The sequence below is a fragment of the Hydrogenophaga sp. genome, from assembly GCF_011772445.1.
In the GTDB taxonomy this organism is placed as follows: Bacteria; Pseudomonadota; Gammaproteobacteria; order Burkholderiales; family Burkholderiaceae_C; genus Hydrogenophaga.
In genome coordinates, this window is the sequence record NZ_WVZN01000048.1 from 60733 (window position 1) to 83448 (window position 22716).

19 protein-coding genes are annotated in these 22716 nt (G+C 71.4%); 2 read left to right on the forward strand and 17 right to left on the reverse strand.

The features are described from left to right. The 5 genes from GTO19_RS21275 to GTO19_RS21295 form a co-directional block, all read right to left on the reverse strand. On the reverse strand, nt 1–139 hold a 139-nt coding region (locus tag GTO19_RS21275; protein ID WP_291024928.1), incomplete at its 3' end, for a 2Fe-2S iron-sulfur cluster-binding protein. A 19-nt stretch (nt 140–158) separates the two neighbouring features. Continuing rightward, complete coding sequence (locus tag GTO19_RS21280; RefSeq protein ID WP_291024670.1) at nt 159–1112, reverse strand: 4-hydroxythreonine-4-phosphate dehydrogenase PdxA; 954 nt, start codon at nt 1110–1112, stop codon at nt 159–161. Between the two features lie 16 nt (nt 1113–1128). Beyond that, entirely contained in the window at nt 1129–1593 is a 465-nt protein-coding gene (locus tag GTO19_RS21285) for a nuclear transport factor 2 family protein (protein ID WP_291024672.1), read from the reverse strand. Beyond that, entirely contained in the window at nt 1590–2825 is a 1236-nt protein-coding gene (locus GTO19_RS21290) for an aromatic ring-hydroxylating dioxygenase subunit alpha (protein ID WP_291024674.1), read from the reverse strand. The genes GTO19_RS21285 and GTO19_RS21290 overlap by 4 nt, the downstream gene beginning before the upstream one ends. A gap of 8 nt (nt 2826–2833) precedes the next feature. Further along, nucleotides 2834–3826 carry a tripartite tricarboxylate transporter substrate binding protein gene (locus GTO19_RS21295; RefSeq protein WP_291024676.1) on the reverse strand — a complete coding sequence of 331 codons (993 nt, stop codon included), beginning with the start codon at nt 3824–3826 and terminating at the stop codon, nt 2834–2836. Nucleotides 3827–3935: 109 nt separating this feature from the next. Between GTO19_RS21295 and GTO19_RS21300 the strand changes: the two genes are divergently transcribed. Then, on the forward strand, nt 3936–4754 hold the full coding sequence (locus tag GTO19_RS21300) for an IclR family transcriptional regulator C-terminal domain-containing protein (protein ID WP_291024678.1): 819 nt from the start codon (nt 3936–3938) through the stop codon (nt 4752–4754). A gap of 45 nt (nt 4755–4799) precedes the next feature. Here the strand turns inward: GTO19_RS21300 and GTO19_RS21305 are convergent, their stop codons facing one another. Together GTO19_RS21305 and GTO19_RS21310 are read right to left on the reverse strand one after the other, a co-directional pair. Next, a complete protein-coding gene (locus GTO19_RS21305) occupies nt 4800–5594 on the reverse strand; it encodes an autotransporter outer membrane beta-barrel domain-containing protein (RefSeq protein WP_291024680.1) in 795 nt (264 codons plus the stop codon). Further along, on the reverse strand, nt 5561–7228 hold the full coding sequence (locus tag GTO19_RS21310; protein ID WP_291024682.1) for a hypothetical protein: 1668 nt from the start codon (nt 7226–7228) through the stop codon (nt 5561–5563). Before GTO19_RS21310 ends, GTO19_RS21305 begins: the two co-directional genes overlap by 34 nt. Nucleotides 7229–7451: 223 nt before the next feature. On the opposite strand from GTO19_RS21310, the gene GTO19_RS21315 reads away from it, so the two are divergent. Beyond that, nucleotides 7452–7880: a hypothetical protein gene (locus GTO19_RS21315; RefSeq protein WP_291024684.1), complete on the forward strand. Its 429-nt coding sequence runs from the start codon at nt 7452–7454 to the stop codon at nt 7878–7880. A gap of 44 nt (nt 7881–7924) precedes the next feature. Here the strand turns inward: GTO19_RS21315 and GTO19_RS21320 are convergent, their stop codons facing one another. The 10 genes from GTO19_RS21320 to GTO19_RS21365 all read right to left on the reverse strand — a co-directional run bounded on the left by GTO19_RS21320 (nt 7925) and on the right by GTO19_RS21365 (nt 22640). Then, nucleotides 7925–8311 (reverse strand): Atu4866 domain-containing protein, encoded by a 387-nt coding sequence (locus GTO19_RS21320; RefSeq protein WP_291024686.1) that lies wholly within the window; start codon nt 8309–8311, stop codon nt 7925–7927. Further along, the gene (locus GTO19_RS21325) at nt 8308–8805 is read right to left on the reverse strand and encodes a carboxymuconolactone decarboxylase family protein (protein ID WP_291024688.1); all 498 of its coding nucleotides are present in this window, start codon (nt 8803–8805) and stop codon (nt 8308–8310) included. The genes GTO19_RS21320 and GTO19_RS21325 overlap by 4 nt, the downstream gene beginning before the upstream one ends. 118 nt (nt 8806–8923) lie before the next feature. After that, complete coding sequence (locus tag GTO19_RS21330) at nt 8924–9892, reverse strand: AraC family transcriptional regulator (protein ID WP_291024689.1); 969 nt, start codon at nt 9890–9892, stop codon at nt 8924–8926. A gap of 167 nt (nt 9893–10059) precedes the next feature. After that, entirely contained in the window at nt 10060–11235 is a 1176-nt protein-coding gene (gene tcuB, locus GTO19_RS21335) for a tricarballylate utilization 4Fe-4S protein TcuB (RefSeq protein ID WP_291024691.1), read from the reverse strand. Then, nucleotides 11222–12637, reverse strand: coding sequence for an FAD-dependent tricarballylate dehydrogenase TcuA (gene tcuA, locus GTO19_RS21340; protein ID WP_291024694.1), 1416 nt, complete (start codon nt 12635–12637; stop codon nt 11222–11224). The genes tcuB and tcuA overlap by 14 nt, the downstream gene beginning before the upstream one ends. Before the next feature lie 100 nt (nt 12638–12737). Then, on the reverse strand, nt 12738–13691 hold the full coding sequence (locus GTO19_RS21345; protein WP_291024697.1) for a LysR substrate-binding domain-containing protein: 954 nt from the start codon (nt 13689–13691) through the stop codon (nt 12738–12740). A gap of 19 nt (nt 13692–13710) precedes the next feature. Continuing rightward, nucleotides 13711–15132 carry an efflux transporter outer membrane subunit gene (locus GTO19_RS21350; protein ID WP_291024700.1) on the reverse strand — a complete coding sequence of 474 codons (1422 nt, stop codon included), beginning with the start codon at nt 15130–15132 and terminating at the stop codon, nt 13711–13713. 4 nt (nt 15133–15136) lie between these two features. After that, nucleotides 15137–18280 carry an efflux RND transporter permease subunit gene (locus GTO19_RS21355; RefSeq protein WP_291024702.1) on the reverse strand — a complete coding sequence of 1048 codons (3144 nt, stop codon included), beginning with the start codon at nt 18278–18280 and terminating at the stop codon, nt 15137–15139. Between the two features lie 5 nt (nt 18281–18285). After that, the gene (locus GTO19_RS21360; protein ID WP_291024704.1) at nt 18286–21411 is read right to left on the reverse strand and encodes an efflux RND transporter permease subunit; all 3126 of its coding nucleotides are present in this window, start codon (nt 21409–21411) and stop codon (nt 18286–18288) included. Between the two features lie 14 nt (nt 21412–21425). Continuing rightward, entirely contained in the window at nt 21426–22640 is a 1215-nt protein-coding gene (locus tag GTO19_RS21365) for an efflux RND transporter periplasmic adaptor subunit (RefSeq protein WP_291024706.1), read from the reverse strand. Nucleotides 22641–22716: the final 76 nt, after the last annotated feature.

Genomic DNA, 22716 nt, shown 5'->3' on the forward strand with positions numbered 1-22716 from the left:
CGGCGCAGTTGCCGCACACGCCCTTGCGGCAGGAGTAGGGCATCTCGATGCCGGCCTTCAGTGCCGCGTCGAGCACGGTGTCCGCGGGCTCGCAGGGAAAGGACACGTCGGTGCCGGCGATGTGGATCTGGTGGGTCATGCGAAGAAGGAAAGCGGGTTCAGGCCGGCGTTGGGCCCAGCACCAGGCGCAGGCTGCGCAGCAGCGCGTCGGGCCGCGCCTGGCCGGTGCCGGCGATGTCCATCGCGCTGCCGTGGCCGGTGCTGGCCAGCAGCACCTCGGCGCCGATGGACAGGGCGCTGGCGCCCTGCGGGGCGAGCAGCTTGATGGGGATGTGGCCCTGGTCGTGGAACATGGCCACGTACAGGTCGTGCGGGCGTCGCGCGTGGTCGGCCAGCAGCACGTCGGCGCCTTGCGGTTCGCCCACGTCCAGGCCCTGCTCGCGCAGCGCGCGCGCCGCAGGCACGGTGCAGCGCGCGTCGTGCGGGCCGAACAGCTCGCCCTCGGACGCGTGCGGGTTCAAGCCGAACAGCGCCACGCGCGGCTCGGCGATGCCCAGGCGTTGGCAGGCGCGCACGCCGGCCTGCGCGGCGGCCACCACCAGCGCCGGGTTCAGGCGCGACAGCGCACGCTCCACGCTTTCGTGCAATGTGGCGTGCACGATGCGCAAGCCACCGCCGATGAGCAGCAGGAAGACCTCGTCCTCGCTCTGCCCGCACACCGACGCGACGAGGCTGGGGTAGCCGCTGAAGCGGATGCCCGCCTGCGCGATGGCGGTCTCGTGGTGCGGCCCGGCCACCACGGCCTGCACCTCGCCCGCGCGGCAGGCCTCGATGGCAGCGCTCGCGCTGGCCACGGCGCTGCGGCCGGCCGCCGCGTCGATGCGGCCGGGCTGGTGCGCCCCGGCGGGCAGGCCACCCACGTGCACCTGCGCCAGGCCGACCAGCAGGTGCTGCAGGCCCAGGGCCTGCGCGGTGGCGCGCAACACCTCGTCCGGCCCGTAGACCACGAGGCGTTCGCGTTCCTGCGGCGCCAGTTCGGCCAGCGCCTTCAGCACGATCTCCGGGCCGACGCCGTTCGGGTCACCCAGGCTCAGGGCCACACGCGATGTCATCGCTCGCTCCGGGCGCTCACAGCGGCAGCGCCATCAGCGTGTCGGTGACGGTGCTGTCGCACACCACCACGCGCTCGGCCAACAGCAGCCTGCCCTCCACCCGCACGAAGCGGTCGCGGTACACACCGGTGGCGAAGAGCTGCGTCTCGCCGTGCGCCATGATGCGCGCCACCATGAAGGGCGTGCTGGCACGCGCCGTGTGCTCGTCGGCCGCTTCCAGCAGCGGCACGCCCAGCAGGTGGCGGTAGCGCTGGCGCTCGTAGATGTTGGCCTCGCGCAGCGCGGCCACGCGGTCTTCCAGCATGGCGCGCGAGTCGGCCCAGACGATGCCGGCCGGCAGGCCCTGCTGCTCGTTCTCCACGTGCGTGATGCGGTAGTGCGCGTCGGGCGCGAAGAAGTCGGGCCACTGCTCCAGGCGGTCGCTGTCGATGGTCTCGGCGTAGGCCGCGTGAAAGGCCACAAGGCTCAGCAGATCGATCACGCCGCCACCCCCATGTGCTGGCGGTAGGCCTTCCAGAAGCCACGCACCGAAGTTTCGGTGGCCCGGCCTTCGCCCGAGGCCACCACGTCGCCGCCCATGGCCACCACGGCCTGCTGGTCGCGCGCGCCGGCGATGCCGCGCTGCACGAAGCCGCCCACCGCGCCGTCTTCCATGGAGATGAAGCCCGCCGGGCCCACCAGGTTGCATTGCTTCAGGCGCACGCGCAGTTGCTCGGGCGTGTCGTCCTCGAAGCCCAGGTAGACCCAGTGCAACTCGCTGCGGTCCTTGCCCTTGGTAACGACCTGGCGCACGGCCAGGCAGTTCTGGATCTGCTGCAGCACGAAGCCTGGAAACACCGAGAGGATCTGCAGCGTGATGCCATCGGGCCACTCGTCGAAGCCCGCGAGCACGCTCGGGTCCTTCAGGCGGTAGCGGTCGTGGTCGGAGCGCAGGCCCTGCTCCTTGTACGACTCGTCTTTGGCCGCGGGGTCGATCATCGAGTAGCTGACGTGGTTGCCGCCCGATTCGTCCACGATCACGCCGCCCTTCTGCGAAAGGCGGTTGAGCTCGAAGGTGGTGAAGAACAGGTGCAGCAGGCTCGCGTGGTAGCTGTCGCGCACGTTCTCCACGTAGAGCTTCCAGTCGTTGGGCAGGGCCTGGGTGAAGCGGCCGATGACCTTCACCGGCTTGTGCAGCACGCGCTCGATGCGCGCGCAGATGTCCTCGCCCAGGTACTCCTCGATCGGCGGCACGTCGTCGCTGAAGCTGCCGAACACCAGGCCGCAGTACACGGCCACGCGCAGCTTGCGCGGGCCGTGTTCTTCCTTGCAGAAGTCCGGCGGCATGCCGCCCTGGCCCTTCACGCCCTTCTCGAAGGCCACGCCGGTGAGCTCGCCCTGGCGGTTGTAGCTCCAGGCGTGGTACACGCACTGGAAGCTTTCGGCCTTGCCCGATTTCTCCAGCGCGATCAGCGAGCCGCGGTGCGCGCAGCGGTTCTCGAAGGCGTACACCTCGCCGTCGGCGTCGCGCACCACCACCACGGGCGTCTCGCCCACGAAGGTGGTGCGGTAGCTGCCGTCCTCGGGCAGCTCGGCTTCCAGGCACAGGTAGTTCCAGGTGGCGCCGCGGAACACGCGCTCCTGCTCCTGCGCGTGGACCTCGTCGTCCGCGTACACCGCGTAGGGCACGCGGGTGAGCCGGTCGGCCCAGTGAATGGCTTGCACGTCTGACATGTCGGCGGTCACTCGAGCGTCACGTTGGCGGACTTGATCACGCGGGCCCATTTGTCGGACTCGGCCTTGATGAAGGCGCCCGTCTGCTTCGGCGTCTGGCCGCCCGGCTCGGCGCCTTGCGCGGCAAACTTCTCGCGCACGTCGGGCAGGGCCATGGCAGCGGCGAAGTGCTTCTGGATCTGCACCGCCACCGCCTCGGGCGTGCCTGCCGGCGCGACCACGCTGAAGAAGGTCACGGCCTGCATGTCGGGCAGCTTCAGTTCGGCGAAGGTCGGCACCTCGGGCAGCGCCTTCGAGCGGCGCTCGTCCGCCACGGCCAGCACCTTGATGCGCTTGCTCTGGTGGTATTGCGCCGAGGAGGCGATGTTGTCGAAGAACACGTCCACCTGGCCACCGACCAGGTCGGTGAGCGCGGGCGCCGTTCCCCGGTAGGGGATGTGCACCATGCGCGTGCCGGTGATCTGCATGAACAGGTTGGCCGTGAGGTGCGAGGTGGAGCCGTTGCCCTGCGAGGCGTAAGTCACCTTGTCGGGGTTGGCCTTGAGGTAGGCGATGAACTCCGCGAGGTTGTTCGCCGGCACGCGGTTGGACACGCCCAGCACGTTGGGCACCGTGGCCACCACCGTCACCGGCACCCACTTGGTGGGGTCGAACGGCATGGTCTTGTAGAGGTGGTGGTTGATGGCGATCGGGCCGGGCGGCGAGACCAGCAAGGTGCTGCCGTCGGCGTCGGCGCGCGCCACGAACTCGCCACCGATGTTGCCGCCCGCGCCGGTGCGGTTCTCCACCACGATGCCGGCGGGGTAAGCGTCGCGCATCTTCTCGGCCAGCACGCGCGGCAGCACGTCGGCGGTGCCGCCCGCGGGGAAGGGCACCACCAGGCGAAGCAGCTTGGGCGATTCGCCCGACTGGGCGACGGCGCTCAGGGGCAGCGCGGCACACAGGCCGGCGGCGATCGACGCCGCCGCAAGGGCGCGTCGTGTGAATCGTGGGGAGTTCATGTCAATCCTCTGCGTGGGTGGTCGGAACGTGTCGGCCAATCACCGGCACGGCGGCGCAGTCTAGGTGCGTGCTTGATTCACATCAACGAATTCGCACAAAATGTGCGCTATGCGAACTTCCAACAAGACTTTCCCCAGCATCACCGAACAGGACGTGACGAACGGCACAGCCGAACGCGCCGAGCGCGACTACGTGATGGCGCTGGAGAAGGGTCTGGCCATCATCGAGGCCTTCGGTCAGTTGCGCGGTGCGGCCACGCTCACGCAGCTCGCCGAGGTCACGGGTCACACCAAGGCCTCGGTGCGCCGCTCGCTGCACACGCTGTGCCACCTGGGCTACGCCACGCAGGACGGCCGCCAGTTCCAACTGGCCGCGCGCGCCTTGCGCCTGGGCTCGGCCTTCGTCGTGTCGGACGCGCTCACGCGCCTGGCCCAGCCCATCCTGGAGACCACCGCCGAGCGCACGAAGGAATCGGCCTCCATCGCGGTGCTCGATTCGCAGGACTCGGTCTTCGTTGCGCGCGCCACGCACCGACGCAGCCTGTCGGTGGGGCTGGGCGTGGGCGCGCGGCTGCCGGCCTACGCCAGCGCCACGGGCCGCGTGCTGCTGGGCGGGCAGCCGCGCGACTGGGTGCGCTTCATGCTCAACCGCATGGGCCGGCCCGCGCTCACGGTCAAGACCATCACCAGCCTGCCCAAGGTGATGCAGCAGGTGGACCTGGCACAGCGCCAGGGCTACGCGCTGTGCGACCAGGAACTGGAAATCGGCCTGCGCTCGATCGCGGTGCCCATCCTCGATCGCCGCGGCCGCACCATCGCGGCGATGAGCCTGTCGGTGGCCACGAGCCGCATGGACGTGCCCACCATCCTGGAGAAGCTGCTGCCGGAGCTGGAGCGCGCGAAGCAGAAGTTCCCGGCGTTGCTGTAGAGCGCGCGTCCCACACCACCAAGAGGCCCACGCGCCCCCGCGCGTTTACCAGAGCACCCGCACCCCCACCCCGCCGCTGATGCCGCTGTCCGTGCGCGCGTCCCCGCCCAGTTCCCAGAGCTGGCTCAGTTCGCCGTACAGGCTGGTGCGCGGGCTGAGCTGCCAGCTCGCGCCCAGGCTCAATTCGCTGCTGTTGCCACCGGTGCGGCTGCTGATGTCCGTGCCGCCCACGCCGCCCGCGAAGCGCGTCACGTCGGTGCTGTTGCTGCGCTTGTAGAGGTTGAAGCTGGCGTAAGGGCGCAGGGCGCCCGGGCCGGCGTTGAACAGACCCTTCACGCGCACGCCAGCGCGCACGATCCAGCTGCCGTCGGTGTCCTGCTGCACCGTGGCGCCGCTCAGGCCGGTGTCGTCCAGGCTCAGGTGCTGGTAGGCCACCTGCACCGACGGTTCGATCTGCCAGCGCGGCGAGAGCGCGAAACCCTGGACCGCTTCCAGCGAGGCCATCAGGCTGTCGCCCTTGCCCGCGCTGGACTCGCCCTCGGCGGGCGTGGCGGTGTAGCGGTGGCGGCCCAGTTGCAGCACGGCGTCCAGGCTCAGGCTGTCGCGCTGCCAGGTGGCGTAGCCGCCCAGGTACTGGCTGCGCAGGTCGTTGCGTCCCGACGAGTAATTTGCGGCACCGCTTTCCTGGCCGCGCACGGCCATGTCGCCCTCGAGCTGGCCCAGGTAGAGACCGGCGCGCCAGTTCGCGTGGGCCCACAGGTCGGTGCCGGTCTGGAAGCCGTTCAGGCGCCCGTTGCTCGTGGGGCTCACGGTGCCCTGTTGGGCGATGTCGCGGTCCACGCTGAAGACGCGGCCCCAGGCCTGGCGCTCGCGGCCGTCGCGTCGATGGCGGTGCGCAACTCGCCCATGCGCTGCTGGCGGTTGGCCAGCATGGCGATGTCGAGCGCGCGGAACTGCTCGGGCACCACCGCGTAGAGCGCCACCTCGGCGCGGTAGCCCTCGGAGCGCAGGTACCAGTTCTCGCCCGCGCCGTTGGCGTCGGCCGCGACCAGGCGGTACTGGTAGGCGCCACCGCCCACCACGCCGTTGGCCAGACGGAACGCGTCCCTGGTGGTTTGCGCGGTGGTGGTGGCCCCGCCGGTGGCGGTGATCACCTCGATGCCGTCGCCCGTGGTCTCGGCGCCCAGGGCATCGAAGTGGGTGATGCGCAGCAGCGTGTTGCCGGAGGCGCTGGCGCCCGCGCCATCGAGCACCAGGCGGCCACCGCCCAACTGCAAGGTGCCGCCATTGCCCACGTAGGCGCCCGTCACCGTGAGCGTGCCGCTCGCCAGCGACACCGTGCCGGCGTTGTTCAGCGCGCTCAGGGTCTGGTTGAAAGCGCCGGCGTCCAGCGTGCCCGAAGCGCCGACCGTGTGCGCCGATGCCGCGCTGAACACGTTGACCGCGCCCGCGCGCAGCGTGCCGCCGGTGATGTTCGTCGCGCCGCCGTAGGTGCTGGCACCGGTGAGCGTCGTCACGCCGCTGCCGACGTGGTTCACGCTGGTGCTGCCGGTGATGGCGGGCGCGAAACCGTAGGCGCTGGCGTTGTGGTTGAAGTTGAGCACCGCCGTGCCGAGACCGCCGTTGACGACCGAGGCGAGAACGGTGCCCGGCGCCGCGGCGGCGGCGCCGGCGGCACCACCGATGTTCAGCACGGCGGAGCCGCCGGCGTTGGCGGCCAGGTTGACGGCGGAGTTGCCGCTGTTGGCCGAGATCAGGGCCCCGTCGGTCACGGTCAGCGTCGCCGTGCCGGAGGCACCGAGGTTGATGGTGGCGATGGTGGAGGCCAGGCGCGAGCCGGCTCCGGTCACCACCCCGGTGAAGCCACCCGGCATGGACCCGAGATGGACCGCCGCCCGGCCCTCGACGGTGCCGCCGTTGGACACCTCCAGGGTGCCGCGCTGGTGGACGAAGCCGACGCCGGAGGTGAAGGCCGAACCAGCGCCGCTGACGCGCACGTTCGCCACACCACCGCCCGACACCGTCGGCGACGTGCCTCCCAGCCGCACGCCGCTCGGGCCCGTTGCGGTCAGCAGCCCGCCGTCGAGCACGCTGATGTTGACCTGCCCGGCGCTGCCCAGAAGCGACACGGTCCGCACGGCGCTGCCCGCACCCTGCACGGTCAGTGCCCCGGTGGTGCCCGCCGCGTTGCCGACCTGCAGATTGCCGAGGGTTCCGTAGCTCGCGCCGCCCTCGAACGTCAGCGCGGCCCCGCCGACAGATTCCACCGCCGTGTTGCTGCCGGCCGGATTGACCGCCACGTTGCCGCGGATCGGCGGCAGCACCCCCGTGACCGTGAAGTTGGCGGTCAGGGTGATCGTGGAACTCGGGTCTGCGCTGGCGTTGGCCTGGTTGATCGCGGTGATCAGCTCGGCCTCGTTGGCGGCTGTGAAGTCGGCCGCTTGCGCCACGCCGCTGGCGGCCAGGCCCGCCATGACCAAAGCCGCATTCCATCCCGTTCCATGACACCGGTTCATTCGATCGCCTCCCTATGAAAACAATAGCACTACAGCAAGCATAGAAGCGCTGTGCCACTCGAAGCGCGGCAGTCTAGGGGGGGCGGTCGCGAGACCCGGGCGCGGGCGCAATCAACGGAGCGAGTTGCGGCCTCAACGGCTGGTGCTTCTCATCGGACGGACACCACGGCACACTGCCCCCATGAACACCTCATCGCCCTGGCACCTGACGGCGAGCCTTGCACTGGCCCTGGCGCTCGCGGCCTGTGGGGACCGGGACACCGCCCCCACGGCGTCACCCGCGCCCACCGCCTCCCCCGAGCCGTCCCCCACGCCGCCGGCGCCCTCACCAGCACCTGCCACCGACCAATGGATCGGCCAGTGGAACGGCCCCGAGGGCACCTTCGTCCGCATCACCGGCGGCAGCGGCCACTACGAGGTCACCGTCCGCAACCTGGACGGGCCGCGCACTTTCGTGGGCAGGTCCCGGGGTGACACGATCGAGTTCGAGCGCGACGGCAAGCGCGAAGCCCTGCGCGCCAGCAACGGCGAACAGACGGGCATGAAGTGGCTGGCCGGGAAGAAGGACTGTCTGACGGTGCGCGCGGGGGAAGGCTACTGTCGGGATTGACCGGCTTGGGCCGAGCGGGTTCGGCGCCCGGCTGCCGCCGTCCCCTACCGCGCCACCCGCCGAAACACGTAGCCCCCGTGGTGGAACACCCCGTCCACGAAGCGCCCATCCGCCGTGAAGCCCGTGTCGTCCACGTACCAGATGCGGTCGCCGCGCACCCAGTAGCGCCCCCGGTACGCGCTCTTCCTTCCGCCCCGCTCTTCGTCGTAGCGGCCATTGGGCAGCAGTTCGTGGCGGATGTATCCGTCGTCCGTGGCCCACAGGCCGAGCCAGGGATGGCGCGCGGGGTCGTCGTGGTCGTCAGGACCGGGTTGTCCGGGGACCTGAATGGCTGGAGGCAGTGGTTGGGCCATGGGCAGAGAGGGCAAGAGGATGAAGAGGGGCAGCGTGACGAAGAAGGACAACGCCAGCCGCACGCGCGCGCGGCTCATGGCCGGCCCGCGGGTGCCGTGGCCAGGCCGCGCTCCTTGAAAAGTTCCTGCAGGGTCTGCGAGGCTTCGATGGCGCGCGGGAAGCCGGCCGGAACGGTGATCAGGTAGGCGATTTCCTTGAGCTCGTCGGGCGTGGCGCCCAGATTGAGCGCGTAGCCGGCGTGGGTCTTGAAGAAGCCGCGCAGGCCCAGTGCCGCAAACGCGGCCGAGGCGGCCAGCTGCCGGGTTTTGGGGTCGAGCACGGTGCGGCCCCAGACGTCGCCCAGCGCATACGAAGCCGTGCTCTCGGCGAGGAAAGGAAATTCCTGGCGCATGGCCTCGAACACGGGTTGGGACTGGCCGTTGTTGAGCTCGCGCAGCACCTGAAGGCCGCGCTCGTAGCGGGCGCTGTTCTCGGTTGGGGGCGACGTGGGGTTGGCGTGCGCGCTGGCCGCCAGCGCGGCGCTGCCCGCGAGGGCCAGACCCAGTCCGCGCCAGGTGATCGAGGTGTTCATCGAGTGGGCTCCTTCAAAGGTGGCTGTTGAAGCCACCCACTCTAGGAGCCCACGCGCCCGATGGCTTGCCCAAAACCCGTGAGCGCTTGCCCGTTTGTGCGCGCTGCGCGCACTGGCGTCATGACAACCAGCGCGAGGCGCCTGCTTCGATCAGGCGCTGCTTGTCGCGCCGCGGGGGCTCGCCGAACTGGCGCGCGTACTCGCGGCTGAACTGCGAGGGGCTTTCGTAGCCAATGTCGAAGGCGACGGAGGCGGCGTCCATGTCGGCGGTGACGAGCAGGCGGCGCGCCTCCTGCAGGCGCAGTTGCTTCAGGTACTGCAGCGGCGTGAGCGAGGTCACTGCCTTGAAGTGCTGGTGCAGGGCAGAGGGGCTCAGGTGCGCGATGTCGGCCAGCTCGGGCACACCGAGCGGCTCCCGAAAACGCGCGCGCATGATGGCGATGACACGCGCGATGCGCTGGTCGCCGGAGTCCGCCTGGGCGGTGCGCGCGATGCGCCAGCCGTTGGGGGAGGACAGCAGCCGGTACAGGATCTCGCGGCGGATCAAGGGCGCGAGCGCGGCCACGTCGCCGGGCGTGTCAAGCAACTGCACGAGTCGCAGCAAAGCGTCGACCAGGGGCAGCGTGGACGGCTCGGTGTACAGGCCGCGCGCGGCGGGCGCGCCGGTCCCGACCGGCTCGCGCGGCAGGCCGTGGTCCAGCACCATCTGGCTGACTTCCGCCTGTTCGATGCGCAGGTGCAGGCAGAGGTAGGGGTCTTCCGCCGTGGCCTCGATGACCTGGCCGAGGAGGGGCAGGTCCTGCGAGACGACGAGGTGGCAGTGCTCACCGTACTCGGTGACCTGGTCGCTCAGGAACACGCGCTTGCGACCGGCCAGCAGCAGGCACAGCGAGGGGCGGTACATCACGCTGAGCGGTTCGCTGGGCGCGCTGGCGCGGATGAGCTGCAGGCCCGGCACGGGCGTGGGAAAGAAGCCGTCGTGCGTGGCATGCCGTTCCACCACCGGGCGCATGGCGGCGATGCTAGGGGCGATGTCGGCGGTCATGGCGAATGCCGGTGCATCGGGGGAGCGGTCGATCTTGGCCATGGCGCGACTCTAAGGGGAGCGCACGCAGGCGTCGACCGCGTGAACCAGGATCGGGCAAGAGGTGAAGAGGATCAGGCAAGCGCAAGGGGGTGCGGCAACAGCGTCGAAGGCAGGGAAGCGAGCGTGAAGCACGGGACCACGCCCGGCCCGCACTCATCGGTACCCGTTCAATCCGCCCCCAGCCCCACCGGGTTCGGCAGCCGCTTCTCCACCGCGTGCCGCAGCAGCGCCGCCGTGCGGAACACCCCATGCGCGAACTTGCCGTAGGGCAGCGTCGCGAACAGCGCCATCACCGCGCCCAGGTGCGCGCACAGCAGCACCGTCATCGCGGGCGTTCCACGCCCCCACCACAGCAGCAGGCCCGTCAGGCTGGTGAGGAAGAGCAGCGCGATGAAACCCAGGTCCATGGGCTTTTGCGCCAGGTCGCCGTGCGAGGGGTTGCGCCGACGGTTCAGGCACCACAGGCCGGCCGTGCCCGCCAACAGCATGAGCCCGCCCGTGCCGCCGAGCAGTTTGGGCAGGCTCGGAAAGTCGTACGGCGCGACCCAGCCGAAGAGGTAGTGGTACAGCGTGCCCACGCTCGTGGCCGCGAAGCACAGCAGGAAGCCGTAGAAGGTGAGGTGATGGAAGCGCCGCCGCGAGAGGGTGTAGGCGTCGTCCTCGTTGTGACAGCCCTCGCCGTGGCCGCCGTCCAGGTACTTCAGGCGCAGCACGTCGTGCGTGGCCTCGGCGGCGGCGGGGGCCTGCACGTCCACACCACCGGTCACGGGTTTGATCTCACGCCAGAAGCGGCGCACGCCCATGCCCAGCGCGAACACCACGAAGGCGAACACGGGCAGGAAGAGGGACACGAGCAAGTTGTGGGGGAACACGCGGTAGAAGTCGCCGCGCGGCGCGTCGGCCCACAGCGAACCTTGCGTGGCCGCGGCCAGCAGCAGGAACAGCGCGAGGCCGATGGCCAGCGCCACCGACAGCACCAGACCGTTGCGCCGGTAGAGCTTGCCAAGCGCGGGCGGCCAGGCGTAGTCGGCATACGTCTGGCCGCGCACCTGGGGCATGGCCTGCGGGATGTTGACGGCGAAGTCGTGCGGCGGCGCGTACTGGCAGGCGTGCAGGCAGGCGCCGCAGTTGTGGCACAGGTTGGCGAGGAAGTGCACGTCGGCCTTGGGGAACTCCAGGCGCCGCGTCATCGCGGGGAAGACGGCACAGAAGCCTTCGCAATAGCGGCAGGCGTTGCAGATCTGCAGTTGGCGCGCGACCTCGGCCTCTGCGCTCGTCGCCGGCACCGGGTCGCCCTGGGCCAGGGCGCGCGCGTCACGCGCGAGGGCTTCAAGCGCCTGCATGTTGCGCCCCCAGCTTCAACGCAGCAGCAGCGGCCCGGGTGCCCGCGATGCGCCCGAAGGCGGTGCCGATGGACATGCCCACCCCCGCCGTGTAGCCCTTGCCGAGCACGTTGCCGGCCATCATCTCGCCGGCCACGAAGAGGTTGTCGCTGGGCTGATCGTTGAAGCGCACGGCGGCGGTGTCGTCGGTCTTCAAGCCCAGATAAGTGAAGGTGACGCCGGGCCGCAGCGCGTAGGCGAAGAAGGGCCCCGTGTCGATGGGGCGGGCCCAGTGCGTCTTGGCGGGCGCCACGCCCTCGGTGTGGCAGTCGTCGAGCGCGGTGTGGTCGAAGTGGCCCACGCGGCAGGCGGCGTTGTAGTCGTTCAGGGTCTGCATGAAGGTGGCTTCGTCCAGGCCGATCTGGCGAGCCAGTTCGGGCAGGCTGTGTGCTTTCACACCGCGAAACACCGGCGGCATGAAGCGCCCGATGGCCTTGCTGTCGATGATCGACCAGGCGATCTGCCCGGGTTGTTGCGCCACGAGGCGGCCCCAGATGGCGTAGCGCTTGGGCCAGAAGTCCTCGCCTTCGTCGTAGAAGCGGCGCGCCTCGCGGTTCACCACCACGCCGAGCGACACGCAGTCGATGCGCGTGCAGATGCCGCCGTCGTAGAGCGGCGCACGCGCGTCGATGGCGACCATGTGCGCCTGCGTGGGGTCGCCGATGCGGTCGGCCTGGTGGTCGTCGATGAGGTGCTTGAGCAGCACGCCCTGGTTGAAGGCGGTGCCGCGGATGAGGAAGTTGTCGGCCGGCCATTCGCCGCGTTCGTTCCGGCCCCAGGCCTCGCGCAACCAGTCGCGGTTGGATTCGAAGCCCCCGGCCGCGAGCACGCAGGCGCGCGCGGAGATGCGCTCGCCGTTGCGCAGCAGCGCGGCGACAAAGCGGCCGTCCTTCAGCTCGAGGCGCTCCACCCGCGCTTCGTAGCGCACCCGCACGCCCAGGCGTTCGGCGCTGCGGTAGTAGGCGTTGACGAGCGCCTTGCCGCCGCCCATGAAGAAGGCGTTGGTGCGTGCCACGTGCAAGGCGCCAGAGAGCGGCGGCTGGAAGTGCACGCCGTGGCGTCGCATCCAGTCGCGGCAGGTGGACGACGCCCGGATGGTGAGGCGCGCGAGGTGTTCGTTGGTGATGCCGCCGGTGACCTTGAGCAGGTCCTGCCAGTACTCCTCTTCGGGGTAGGCGTCGACCAGCACGTCCTGCGGCGCGTCGTGCATGCAGCGCAGGTTGCGGGTGTGGGCGGAGTTGCCGCCGCGCCAGGCGCGTGGTGCGGCTTCGAGCAGCAGCACGCTGGCGCCGGCTTCGCGCGCCATGAGCGCGGCGCACAGGGCGGCGTTGCCGCCGCCGATGACCAATACATCGGGATCCAAACCAGCCTCGTGGGAAAGCCACCAGCGGCCTTCCGCCGGCGATGGCCGCACTCTAGGCAGCCGCCGCTTCGCCGGGAAGCGGGCTCAAGGCATGGGGGTATCAGTTTTCGTGAACCCAGAGCCGGGTGCCGGGCCAGCCACCGCCCTCGATGAGGCGCTTGGCGCAGTCCACCACCACCACGCGCGTGGCCAGGGCAGCGGGCGACAGTTCGTCCTCGCTCAGGCTGCACAACAGGTTGGTGCGCCGCACCTGGGCGTCGTCGATGAGGGACAGGCGGAAGCGCTGCTGCGCGTCGGGGAAGCCGTGCACCGCCGCGTAGGGCTGCAGGCTGCTGCCCAGGCCGGCGTCCACCGCGGCCATCACCATGGAGAGCGAGTCCACTTCCATCACCACCTGGGGCCGGATGCCCGCGCGCTGGAAGGCCGCGTCCAGCGTGAGGCGCAGGCCGTGAGGGTGCGTGGGCAGGATCAGGGGCTCATCGCCGAGGTCGGCGAGCGTCAGGCGTTTGCGCTGGCGGCGCCTGGCCTGTGTGATCAGGAAGATGTCTTCGGTGAACAGGGGTTGGCGGTCCAGGAGGCGGTCGCCGGGCGTGGGCGCGCCCTGCCCGGCGTGCGGGTCGAACAGCACGGCGAGGTCGAGCTCGCGCGCCTTGAGTTGGGCCGCGAGGTGGCCGGACATGCCCTCCACCAGGTGCAGGCGCACGTCGGGGTAGCGCTCGCGCATGGCCTGCATCAGCGGCAGGCCCAGCACAGCGGCGGTGGTGGGCGCCAGACCCACGCTGACCGAGCCCGAGAGGCGCGCGGCCTGTGCGGCGCGCGCGGCCTGCTCCGCGTGGCGCAGGGTGAGCTTGGCTTCACGGAAGAAGGCCATCCCGGCCTCGGTGGGCAGCACGCCGCGCGGCGTGCGCTGCAGCAGTCGCGTGCTGAGCTCGCTTTCCAGCCGGCTGATCTGCTGGCTCAGCGCGGACTGGACCATGTCGAGCTCGGCGGCGGCGCGGCTCATGGAGCCGAGCTCGACGATGCGGACGAAGTAGCGAAGTTGTCTCAGTTCCATGGCGTGCCTTGCATTGCGATCAGGGGGCCTGCCAGCCGCCCCCCAGCGCCGCCACCAGCGCCATGCTCGCCGCCAGCCGCTCGGCCCGCACGTCCAGCGCGGCGCGGCGCGCCGACAGCGCGAGGTTCTGCGCTGTCGCCACCTCCAGGAAGCTGATCTCGCCGGCCTCGTAGCGGTAGCCGACCACGCGCTCGTTCTCGTTGGCCAGTTCCACCAGGCGCGCTTGCTGGCGCTCTTGTTCCGCGAGCGTGCCCAGTTGCGCGAGCGCGTCCTCGGTCTCGCGCACGGCGGCGAGAACACCCGCGCGCCAGGCCGCGGCCTGCTCGTCGTAGGCGGCGGTGAACAGGGCCTCATTGGCGCGGCGCGCGCCGCCATCGAACAGCGTGGCCGCCAGGCGCGGGCCCAGCGACCACACGCGCGAGGGTGTGTCGAACAGGCGCGCGAAGCTCGACGCCTGCCAGCCGACGCTGGCCGAGAGCGAGAGATCCGGGAGCCAGGCCCTCTGCGCGATGCCAAGGCGCGCGTGTGCGGCGGCGAGTTGGCGCTCGGCAGCGGCCAGGTCGGGGCGGCGGCGCAGCAGGTCGACGGGCAGCGCGGCGGGCACGGAAGGCACCGCGGGCAAGGCGCCTTCGCGCACGGCGATGGGCAAGTCCGAGGGCGTGGTGCCGGCCAGCAGCGCGAGCGCATTGGCCTCCAGCGCGCGCTGGCGCGTGATGGTGAAGGCCTGCGTGCGCAGCGACTGCAGCTGCGTCTCGGCCTGGATGACGTCGGCGCGCGCGACGAGGCCGGCCTCGTATTGCAGGCGCGTGATCTGCAGCGAGCGCGCGTAGGCCACGTCGGCCTCGGCCTGCAGCGCCAGGTGGGCGTCGAGCGCGCGCAGGCGCACGTAGCCTTGCGCGGCGGCCAGTTGCAGGGCCAGGCGCCCGGCGTCGAGCAGCGCGGCCTGGGCGTCGGCGCCGGCCGCGGCGGCCTCGCGCTCGCGCGCGGCGCGGCCCCAGAGGTCGGGCGTCCACGACAGGTCCAGGCCGGCGTCGTAGAGGCGGCGCGTGCCGGCGCTGGCGCCGCTGCTGGTGGTGCCACCACCGCTGCGCGTGACGCCGCCACCCGCGCCCAGCTGCGGCAGCGCGAGTGCGCGCGCCGCGTCCACCTGCGACAGCGCCTGGCGCCAACGCGCCTCGGCCTGCGCGAGTTCGGGGTTGGCCTCGGCCACGCGGCGCAGCAGGGCGTCGAGTTCGGGGTCGCCGTAGGCGCGCCACCAGTCGGGGTCGATGGGCGTGGCCGGGGCGGTGGTTTCCGCCGAGGCGTACTGGAAACCGGCGGGCAGCTCGACGCGCGGCGCGGGCGGCTCGCGCGTGCCACTGGCGCAGGCGGCCAGCAGCAGCGGCAGTGCCGCAAGCGTGAGGCGGCGTGGCAAGGGGCCGAACGGGTGCAACTGGGACATGGTGTCAGGCGGGCGTGGCGGCGGGCGTGCGCGCGGCGGAAGGGCTCAGGCGCGCGCGCAGGCGCTCCAGCATCAGGTAGACCACGGGCGTGGTGTAGAGCGTGAGCAACTGGCTCACCGCGAGCCCGCCGATGATGGCGATGCCCAGCGGGCGCCGCAGCTCCGAGCCTTCGCCCAGGCCCATCACCAGCGGCACGGCGCCCAGCAGCGCGGCCAGGTTGGTCATGAGGATGGGACGCAGGCGGCGCAGCGCGGCTTCGTGGATGGCCTCGCGCGGCAGCAGGCCGCGCTGGCGCTGGGCGGCCAGCGCGAAGTCGATCATCAGGATGGCGTTCTTCATCACCACGCCGATGAGCAGGAACAGGCCCAGCAGCGCGATGAGACTGAACTCGGTGTTGGACACGCGCAGCGCCAGCAGCGCGCCCACGCCGGCCGAAGGCAGCGTGGACAGGATGGTGAGCGGGTGCAGCAGGCTCTCATAGAGCATGCCCAGCACCAGGTAGACCGTGACCAGCACGGCCAGGATGAGCCAGGGCTGGCGCTTGAGTGTGGCCTGCAGGCTGTTGGGGTCGCCCGCGCGGTCACCGGTGGAGATGCTGGTGGGCAGCAGCAGGCCATTGACGGCGCGCTCGATGGCCTGCTGCGCCTGCTGCAGGCTCACGCCCGGCGCCAGGCCGTAGCTGATGTTGGCGGAGGCGAACTGCGCGTCGTGCTGCACGCGGTCGCGCGTGAGGCCGTACTGCCACGTGGCGATGGCGGTGAGCGGCACGCGCTCGCCCGCGCTGTTGAGCAGTTGCACGGTTTCCAGCGCGCTGGGTTCGCTGTTGCCGCGCGGGTCGGCCTCCATCACCACGCGGTACTGGTTCAGCGCGTCGTACAGCGTGGCCACCTGGCGCTGCGAGAAGGCGTTGTTGAGCGCGCTGGTGACGGTGTCCATGCTGACGCCCAGGCGGCGCGCGGCCTCGCGGTCCACCTGCAGCACCACCTGCTGCGCGTCCTCGCCGACGCCGAAGTCCACGTCGGCCAGTTCGGGCAGCGCGCGCAAGGCCTCGCCCACGGGCTTGGTCCAGCGGCGCAGTTCGGCCAGGGAATCGGAGCGCATGACGAAGACGTACTCGCCATCGCCGCCGCCCGCGGAGAGGCGGATGTCCTGGTCGACCGAAACGAACAGGATGCCGCCGGCGATGGGTGGCGCGGCGCGGCGCAGGCGCGCGACCACCGCGTCAGCGGATTCGCCGCGCTCGGCCAGCGGCTTCAGGCGGATGCGGAACCAGGAATTGCTGGTGCCGGTGCGCCCACCGCTCACGCCGGTGACGTCGGCCACCGCCGGGTCGGCCACCAGCAGGCGGCGGTAGGCCTCCACCTTGGGCTGCATGCCCTGGAAGGAGAAGCCGTCGTCGCCGCGCACGAAGCCGCTGAGCTGCCCCGTGTCCTGCTGCGGCAGCATGCCTTTGGGAATGGCCACGTAGAGCCAGACGTTGAGCGCCACGGTGCCCGCCAGCAGCAGCAGCGTGAGCCAGTGGTGGCGCAGCGCGAAGGCCAGGCTGCGCGCGTAGCCGGCCTGCACGTCGGCCAAGGCGGTGGCGATGAGGCGCGCCACGGGCCCCGGGGCGCGCGTGCGCGGGCCGGCCGGCAGGCCGTGCGCGCACAGCGCGGGCGTGAGCGTGACCGACACCGCCAGCGAGATGAGCATGGCCGCCACCAGCGTGAGCGAGAACTCGCGGAACAGGCGCTCCACGACGCCGCCCATGAACAGCGTGGAGACGAAGACGACGATGAGCGCCAGGTTCATGGCGAGCAGGGTGAAGCCCACCTCGCCCGCGCCCGCGAAGGCGGCGCGCCACACGGTGCGCCGGCCCACCTCGCGCTGCCCGGCCGCGGCCATGGCGGCGCGCGCGCGCTCGATGTGGCGCTGGATATTCTCCAGCACCACGATGGCGTCGTCCACCACCAGGCCGGCGGCCACGATCAGCGCCATCACCGACAGGTTGTTGAGCGAGAAGCCCAGCCACCACATGGCCGCCAGCGCGCCCACCAGCGAGACCGGCAGCGCCAGCGCGGGAATGAGCGCGGTGCGCAGGCTGCCCAGGAAGGCCCAGACCACGGCCATCACCAGCACGCAGCTCAGGATGAGGGTGAAGCGCCCCTCGCGCAGCGTGGCGCGGATGCCGGGCGAGCGGTCCATCACCACGCTCAGCTCCGTGTCGGCCGGCAGCAGGGCGCGCAACTGCGGCAGTTGCGCGTGGATGGCGTCGATGGTCTGCACGATGTTGGCGCCGGGCCGCCGGCTCACCAGCAGCACCACGGCCGGGCGGTGGTTGTGGTAGCCGGCGGTGTAGCGGTTCTCCACCGAATCGGTGACCTCGGCCACGTCGGCCAGGCGCACCAGGGCGCCGCCCTCGTTGCGCACCACCAGCGTCGAAAAATCCGCCGCCGTGCGCAGCGGATCGGGCAAGGCGATCTGCCAGCGCTGCGCGTCGCGCTCCACCAGGCCCACGGGCCGCCAGGCGTTGGCGTCGGCGATGGCGCGGCGCACGTCGTCGAGCGACATGCCGCGGTGCGCCAGGGCCTGCGGCTGCAGTTGCACGCGCACCGCCGGCAGCGACGAGCCGTCGACCGTGACCTCGCCCACGCCCGCCACCTGTGCGAGCTTCTGCGCCAGCACGGTGGACGCGTTGTCGTACAGCGCCGAGGACGGCAGGCGCGGGGAGGACAGGGCCAGCGCCATGATGGGCGCCTGCGATGGGTTCACCTTCACGAACGTGGGGTTGCCCGTCATGCCCGAGGGCAGTTGCCCGCGCACGGCGTTGATGGCGGCCTGCACCTCGCGCGCGGCCTCGTCGATGTCGCGGCTCAGGTCGAACTGCAGGGTGACGTTGGTGCTGCCCTGGTTGCTGCTGGAGCGGATGCTGGTGACGCCGGCGATGCTGCCGAGCGAGCGTTCCAGCGGCGCGGCCACGGTGGACGCCATGCTCTCGGGGCTGGCGCCGGGGAGGCTGGCGCGCACCACGATGACGGGGAAGTCCACGCGCGGCAGCGGCGCCACCGGCAGCAGGCGCAGGGCCAGCAGGCCGGTGAGCACGATGGCGACGGCCAGCATCACGCAACCCACGGGGCGGCGGATGAAGAAGCGGGCCAGCGCGTGCATGGCGTTCAGGCGTCCGTTGTGCGCCCGGCGCGGCCGCGTCCCAGCCGGTCGAAGGCCAGGTAGACCACCGGTGTGGTGAACAGCGTGAGCACCTGGCTCAGGATCAGCCCGCCCACCATGACGATGCCGAGGGGCTGGCGCAGCTCGGCGCCCGATCCGCTGGCCAGCATCAGCGGCACGGCGCCGAACAGCGCGGCCAGCGTGGTCATGAGGATGGGGCGGAAGCGCAGCAGCGCGGCGCGGTGGATGGCCTCGCGCGGGCTCAGGCCCAGACGCCGCTGCGCATCGAGCGCGAAGTCGACCATCATGATCCCGTTCTTCTTCACCAGGCCGATGAGCAGCACGATGCCGATCACCGCGATCATGTCCAGCGGGCGGCCCGCCAGCAGCAGCGCGGCCAGCGCGCCCACGGTGGCCGAGGGCAGTGTGGACAGGATGGTGAGCGGGTGCACCGCGCTCTCGTAGAGCATGCCCAGCACCAGGTACATCACCACCACGGCGGCGAGGATCAGCCACAGCGTGTTCGCGAGCGAGCTGCGGAAGCCCTCGGCCGCGCCCTGGAAGGCCAGCTCCACAGCCAGGGGCAGTTCGATCTGCTGCTGCACGGCTTCGATGGCGGCCACGGCCTCGCCCAGCGAATGCCCGGGCGCGAGGTTGAACGACAGCGTGGCGGCGGGAAACTGGCCCTGGTGCTCGATGGCCAGCGGCGCGCGCCGCTCCACCGCGCGCGCCACAGCCGACAGCGGCACGGGGGCGGCGTCGGCCCCGCCATTGGCCGGGCGCACGAACACCCCCTCCAGCGCCTGCAGGCCGCCGCGCGCGGCGTCGTCGCTTTCCAGCACCACGCGGTACTGGCTGGCGTGCGTGAACAGGGTGCTGACCTGGCGCTGACCGAAGGCGCTCTGCAGCGCGGAGGCGATGTCGCTCATGCGCAGGCCCAGGCGGGCGGCGGCGTCGCGGTCCACCTCCAGGTAGGCCTGCAGGCCCTCGCGCTGCAGGTTGCCGGCCACGTCGGCCAGCTCGGGGCGTTGCTGCAAGGCCTGCAGCAGGCGATCGCTCCACTCGGCCAGCAAGGCACTGTCCGGCGAGCTGAGCGTGAACTGGTACTGCGTGCGGCTGATGCGGTCTTCCAGGCCCAGCTCCTGCACGGGCTGGAACCAGGCCTGGATGCCGTCCACGCCGCGCGCCTTGTCGCGCAGGCGGTCGATGAGCTCGCCCGCCGAGACCGAGCGCTGCGCGTGCGGCGCCAGCGTGATGAGCATGCGCCCGCTGTTGAGCGTGGCGTTGCTGCCGTCCACGCCGATGTAGGAGGCGATGCTGTGCACCGGGGCCTCGTCCAGCAGGGCCGTGGCCAGGGCCTGTTGGCGCTCGGCCATGGCGCCGAAGGACACGCTCTGCGGCGCCTCGGTGACGACCTGGATGGCGCCCGCGTCCTGCACCGGGAAGAAGCCCTTGGGCACCGCCAGGTAGAGCAGGCCGGTGAGCAGCAGCGTGGCCGCCATGGCCAGCAGCGCCAGCGGCTGGCGCGCCAGCACCCAGTCGAGCCAGCGGCCGTAGCGCTCGATCGTTCCACTCAACCAGTCGCGCTGCTTGCCGTGTGCGGGTGGCCGCGGCAGCATGCGCGCGGCCATCATGGGCGTGAGCGTGAGCGAGACCACCAGCGAGATGGCGATGGCCACGGCGAGCGTGACCGCGAACTCGTGGAACAGGCGGCCCACCACGTCGGCCATGAACAGCAGCGGGATCAGCACCGCCACCAGCGAGACGGTGAGCGAAACCAGGGTGAAGCCGATCTCGCTGGCGCCCTTGAGCGCGGCCTCCATGCGGCCCGCGCCTTCCTCGCGGTGGCGCGCGATGTTCTCCAGCATGACGATGGCGTCGTCCACCACGAAGCCGGTGGCGATGGTGAGCGCCATGAGGCTGAGGTTGTTGAGCGAGTAGCCCATCAGCAGCATGGCCGCGAAGGTGCCCACCAGCGAGAGCGGCACGGCCACGCTGGGAATGAGCGTGGCCGCCGGTGTGCGCAGGAAGACGAAGGTGACCAGCACCACCAGGGCGATGGCGAACAGCAGCTCTTTCTGCACGTCGCGCACCGAGGCGCGGATGCTCTCGGTGCGGTCGGACACCACCTGAACCTTCACCGTGGCCGGCAGCGTCGCCGTGAGCTGCGGCAACAGCGCGCGCACCTGGTCGGCCACGGCGATGACGTTGGCACCGGGCTGGCGCTGGATGTTGAGCAGCACGGCGGGCGCGAGGCCGCAATGGGCGCTCTGCCCTTCGGCGCAGGCCATGCCGGCCCAGGCGGCGAGGAAGCGGTCCTCGGCGCCTTCGGCCACCGTCGCCACGTCGCCCAGGCGCAAGGGCGCGCCGTCGCGCCAGGCCACGATGAGGCGGCGGTACTCGGCCACCGAACGCAACTGGTCGTTGGCGTCCAGCATGGTGCTGCGCAGCTCGCCATCGAAGCTGCCCTTGGGCTGGTTGTTGTTGGCGGCAGCGATGGCCGTGCGCAGCTCCTCCAGCGTGAGCCCATTGGCCGCCAGCGCGCGGCTGTTGGCCTGCACGCGGATGGCCGGGCGCTGCCCGCCCGCCAGGCTGACCAGGCCCACGCCGGGCAGGCGCGAGAGCTGGCCGGCCATGCGCGTGTCCACCAGGTCCACCACGCGCGGCAGCGGCAGGGTCTCGGAGCTGATGGCCAGCGTGAGGATGGGCACGTCGGCCGGGTTCACCTTGCGGTAGATGGGCGGGGCCGGCAGGTCGGACGGCAGCAGGCTGTTGGCGCTTTGCAGCGCGGCCTGCACGTCCTGCTCGGCCACGCCCAGGTCCACCTCGAGCGCGAACTTCATGGTGATGACCGAGGCGCCGCCCGAGCTGGTGGACGACATCTGCGCCAGACCGGGGATCTGGCCGAGCCGGCGCTCCAGCGGCGCGGTGACGGTGCGCGCGGTGACCTCGGGGCTGGCGCCGGGCTGGAAGGTGAAGACCTGGATGACCGGGTAGTCCACCTGCGGCAGCGCCGACACCGGCAACTGGCGCCAGGCCAGCAGGCCGGCAATCAGCACCGCCAGCATCAGCAGCGAGGTGGCCACCGGCCGCAGGATGAAGGGGCGCGAGAGGGAGGGCGCGGCGGACATGGCCTGAGCCTCCCTCAACGGGGTGCCGCTGCGTCCGGCGCCAGGGGCGAGTTGGCGGGCAGCTCCGTGGCTTGCACCACGTTCACCGCGCGGCCGTCCTCCAGGCGATCCAGGCCTTCCAGCACCACGGGCTCGCCCGCCGCCAGGCCTTTGAGCACCACGGTGCGCCCGCCGCTGGCCGGGCCGAGCACCAGATCGCGCACGCGGGCCTTGTTGTCGGCGATCACGTAGACGTAGCTGCCGCGCGAGCCGTGCTGCACGGCGTCGGTGGGGATGGTGACGGCGCCGGGCAGCTCGCGCAGCGCCAGGCGCACGTTGACGAACTGGTTGGGAAAGAGCGCGTCGTCGGCGTTCTCGAAGCGGGCCTTCAGGCGCAGCGTGGCGGTGGCGGCGTCGATCTGGTTGTCCAGCGTGTCGAGTCGGCCGGTGGCCATGCGCTGGCGGTTGTCGCGGTCCCAGGCCTCGACCACGGGCGGGGTCTTCTCGGCGTGCGCGGCGCGCACATCCGCCACCTGCGGCTCGGGCACGCTGAAGAGCACGGCCACGGGCTGGGTCTGCGTGAGCGTGAACAGGCCGTTGGCGTCGTTGGCGCCAATGAGGTTGCCGGCGTCCACCCGGCGCAGGCCCACGCGGCCGGCAATGGGCGCCTCGATGCGCGTGTAGGAGAGCTGCAGCTTTGCGTTGTCCACCTGCGCCTGGTCGGCCTTGAGGGTGCCGCGCAACTGCTGCACCAGCGCGGCCTGGCGGTCGAGCTGCTGGCGGGCGATGGCGTCGCGCGTGAAGAGTTGTTCGTAGCGCGCCAGCTCGCTCTCGGCGTTGCGCAACTGGGCCAGGTTCTGCTGCTGCTGCCCCTGGGCCTGGGCCAGCGCCACGCGCAGCGGCTCGGGGTCGATCTCGGCGAGCAACTGGCCGCGCGCGACGCGCTGGCCTTCGCGCACCAGCACGCGCGCCAGTTGACCATCCACTCGGCTGCGCACGACCACGGTGTTGTAGGGCGCCACGGTGCCCACGGCACGCACCTGCACGGTGAAGTCCTCGGTGCGGGCGGGCTCCACGCGCACGGCCACCGGGCCGCGCCACTGGTTGGGCATGGGTGGCGGCGTCTGCGGCGGGCGCAAGAGAAACCACCAGGCCGCCACGCCGACGACGAGCAGCAGGCCCAGCCACAGCAGGCCGCGCGCCCAGGGACGGTGAGACGGGGACGCGGGCGATCGATCGGGGTCGGGCATGGGAGGGTGCTTGGAGGGCGCGCACCGCGCGGTGCACGCAAGGCGCCGCGGGCGCGCTGGGGATGTCTCGGCAAAT

Coding starts and splice junctions, on each gene's coding strand:
- tcuB (WP_291024691.1), bottom strand. CDS start 11,235: ATGCAGGCGCTTGAAGCCCTCGCGCGTGACGCGCGCGCCCTGGCCCAG.
- GTO19_RS21310 (WP_291024682.1), bottom strand. CDS start 7,228: ATGGCGGGCCTGGCCGCCAGCGGCGTGGCGCAAGCGGCCGACTTCACA.
- GTO19_RS21325 (WP_291024688.1), bottom strand. CDS start 8,805: ATGAACACCTCGATCACCTGGCGCGGACTGGGTCTGGCCCTCGCGGGC.
- GTO19_RS21280 (WP_291024670.1), bottom strand. CDS start 1,112: ATGACATCGCGTGTGGCCCTGAGCCTGGGTGACCCGAACGGCGTCGGC.
- GTO19_RS21295 (WP_291024676.1), bottom strand. CDS start 3,826: ATGAACTCCCCACGATTCACACGACGCGCCCTTGCGGCGGCGTCGATC.
- GTO19_RS21290 (WP_291024674.1), bottom strand. CDS start 2,825: ATGTCAGACGTGCAAGCCATTCACTGGGCCGACCGGCTCACCCGCGTG.
- GTO19_RS21350 (WP_291024700.1), bottom strand. CDS start 15,132: ATGTCCCAGTTGCACCCGTTCGGCCCCTTGCCACGCCGCCTCACGCTT.
- GTO19_RS21345 (WP_291024697.1), bottom strand. CDS start 13,691: ATGGAACTGAGACAACTTCGCTACTTCGTCCGCATCGTCGAGCTCGGC.
- GTO19_RS21315 (WP_291024684.1), top strand. CDS start 7,452: ATGAACACCTCATCGCCCTGGCACCTGACGGCGAGCCTTGCACTGGCC.
- GTO19_RS21320 (WP_291024686.1), bottom strand. CDS start 8,311: ATGAGCCGCGCGCGCGTGCGGCTGGCGTTGTCCTTCTTCGTCACGCTG.
- GTO19_RS21330 (WP_291024689.1), bottom strand. CDS start 9,892: ATGGCCAAGATCGACCGCTCCCCCGATGCACCGGCATTCGCCATGACC.
- GTO19_RS21300 (WP_291024678.1), top strand. CDS start 3,936: ATGCGAACTTCCAACAAGACTTTCCCCAGCATCACCGAACAGGACGTG.
- GTO19_RS21365 (WP_291024706.1), bottom strand. CDS start 22,640: ATGCCCGACCCCGATCGATCGCCCGCGTCCCCGTCTCACCGTCCCTGG.
- GTO19_RS21355 (WP_291024702.1), bottom strand. CDS start 18,280: ATGCACGCGCTGGCCCGCTTCTTCATCCGCCGCCCCGTGGGTTGCGTG.
- GTO19_RS21360 (WP_291024704.1), bottom strand. CDS start 21,411: ATGTCCGCCGCGCCCTCCCTCTCGCGCCCCTTCATCCTGCGGCCGGTG.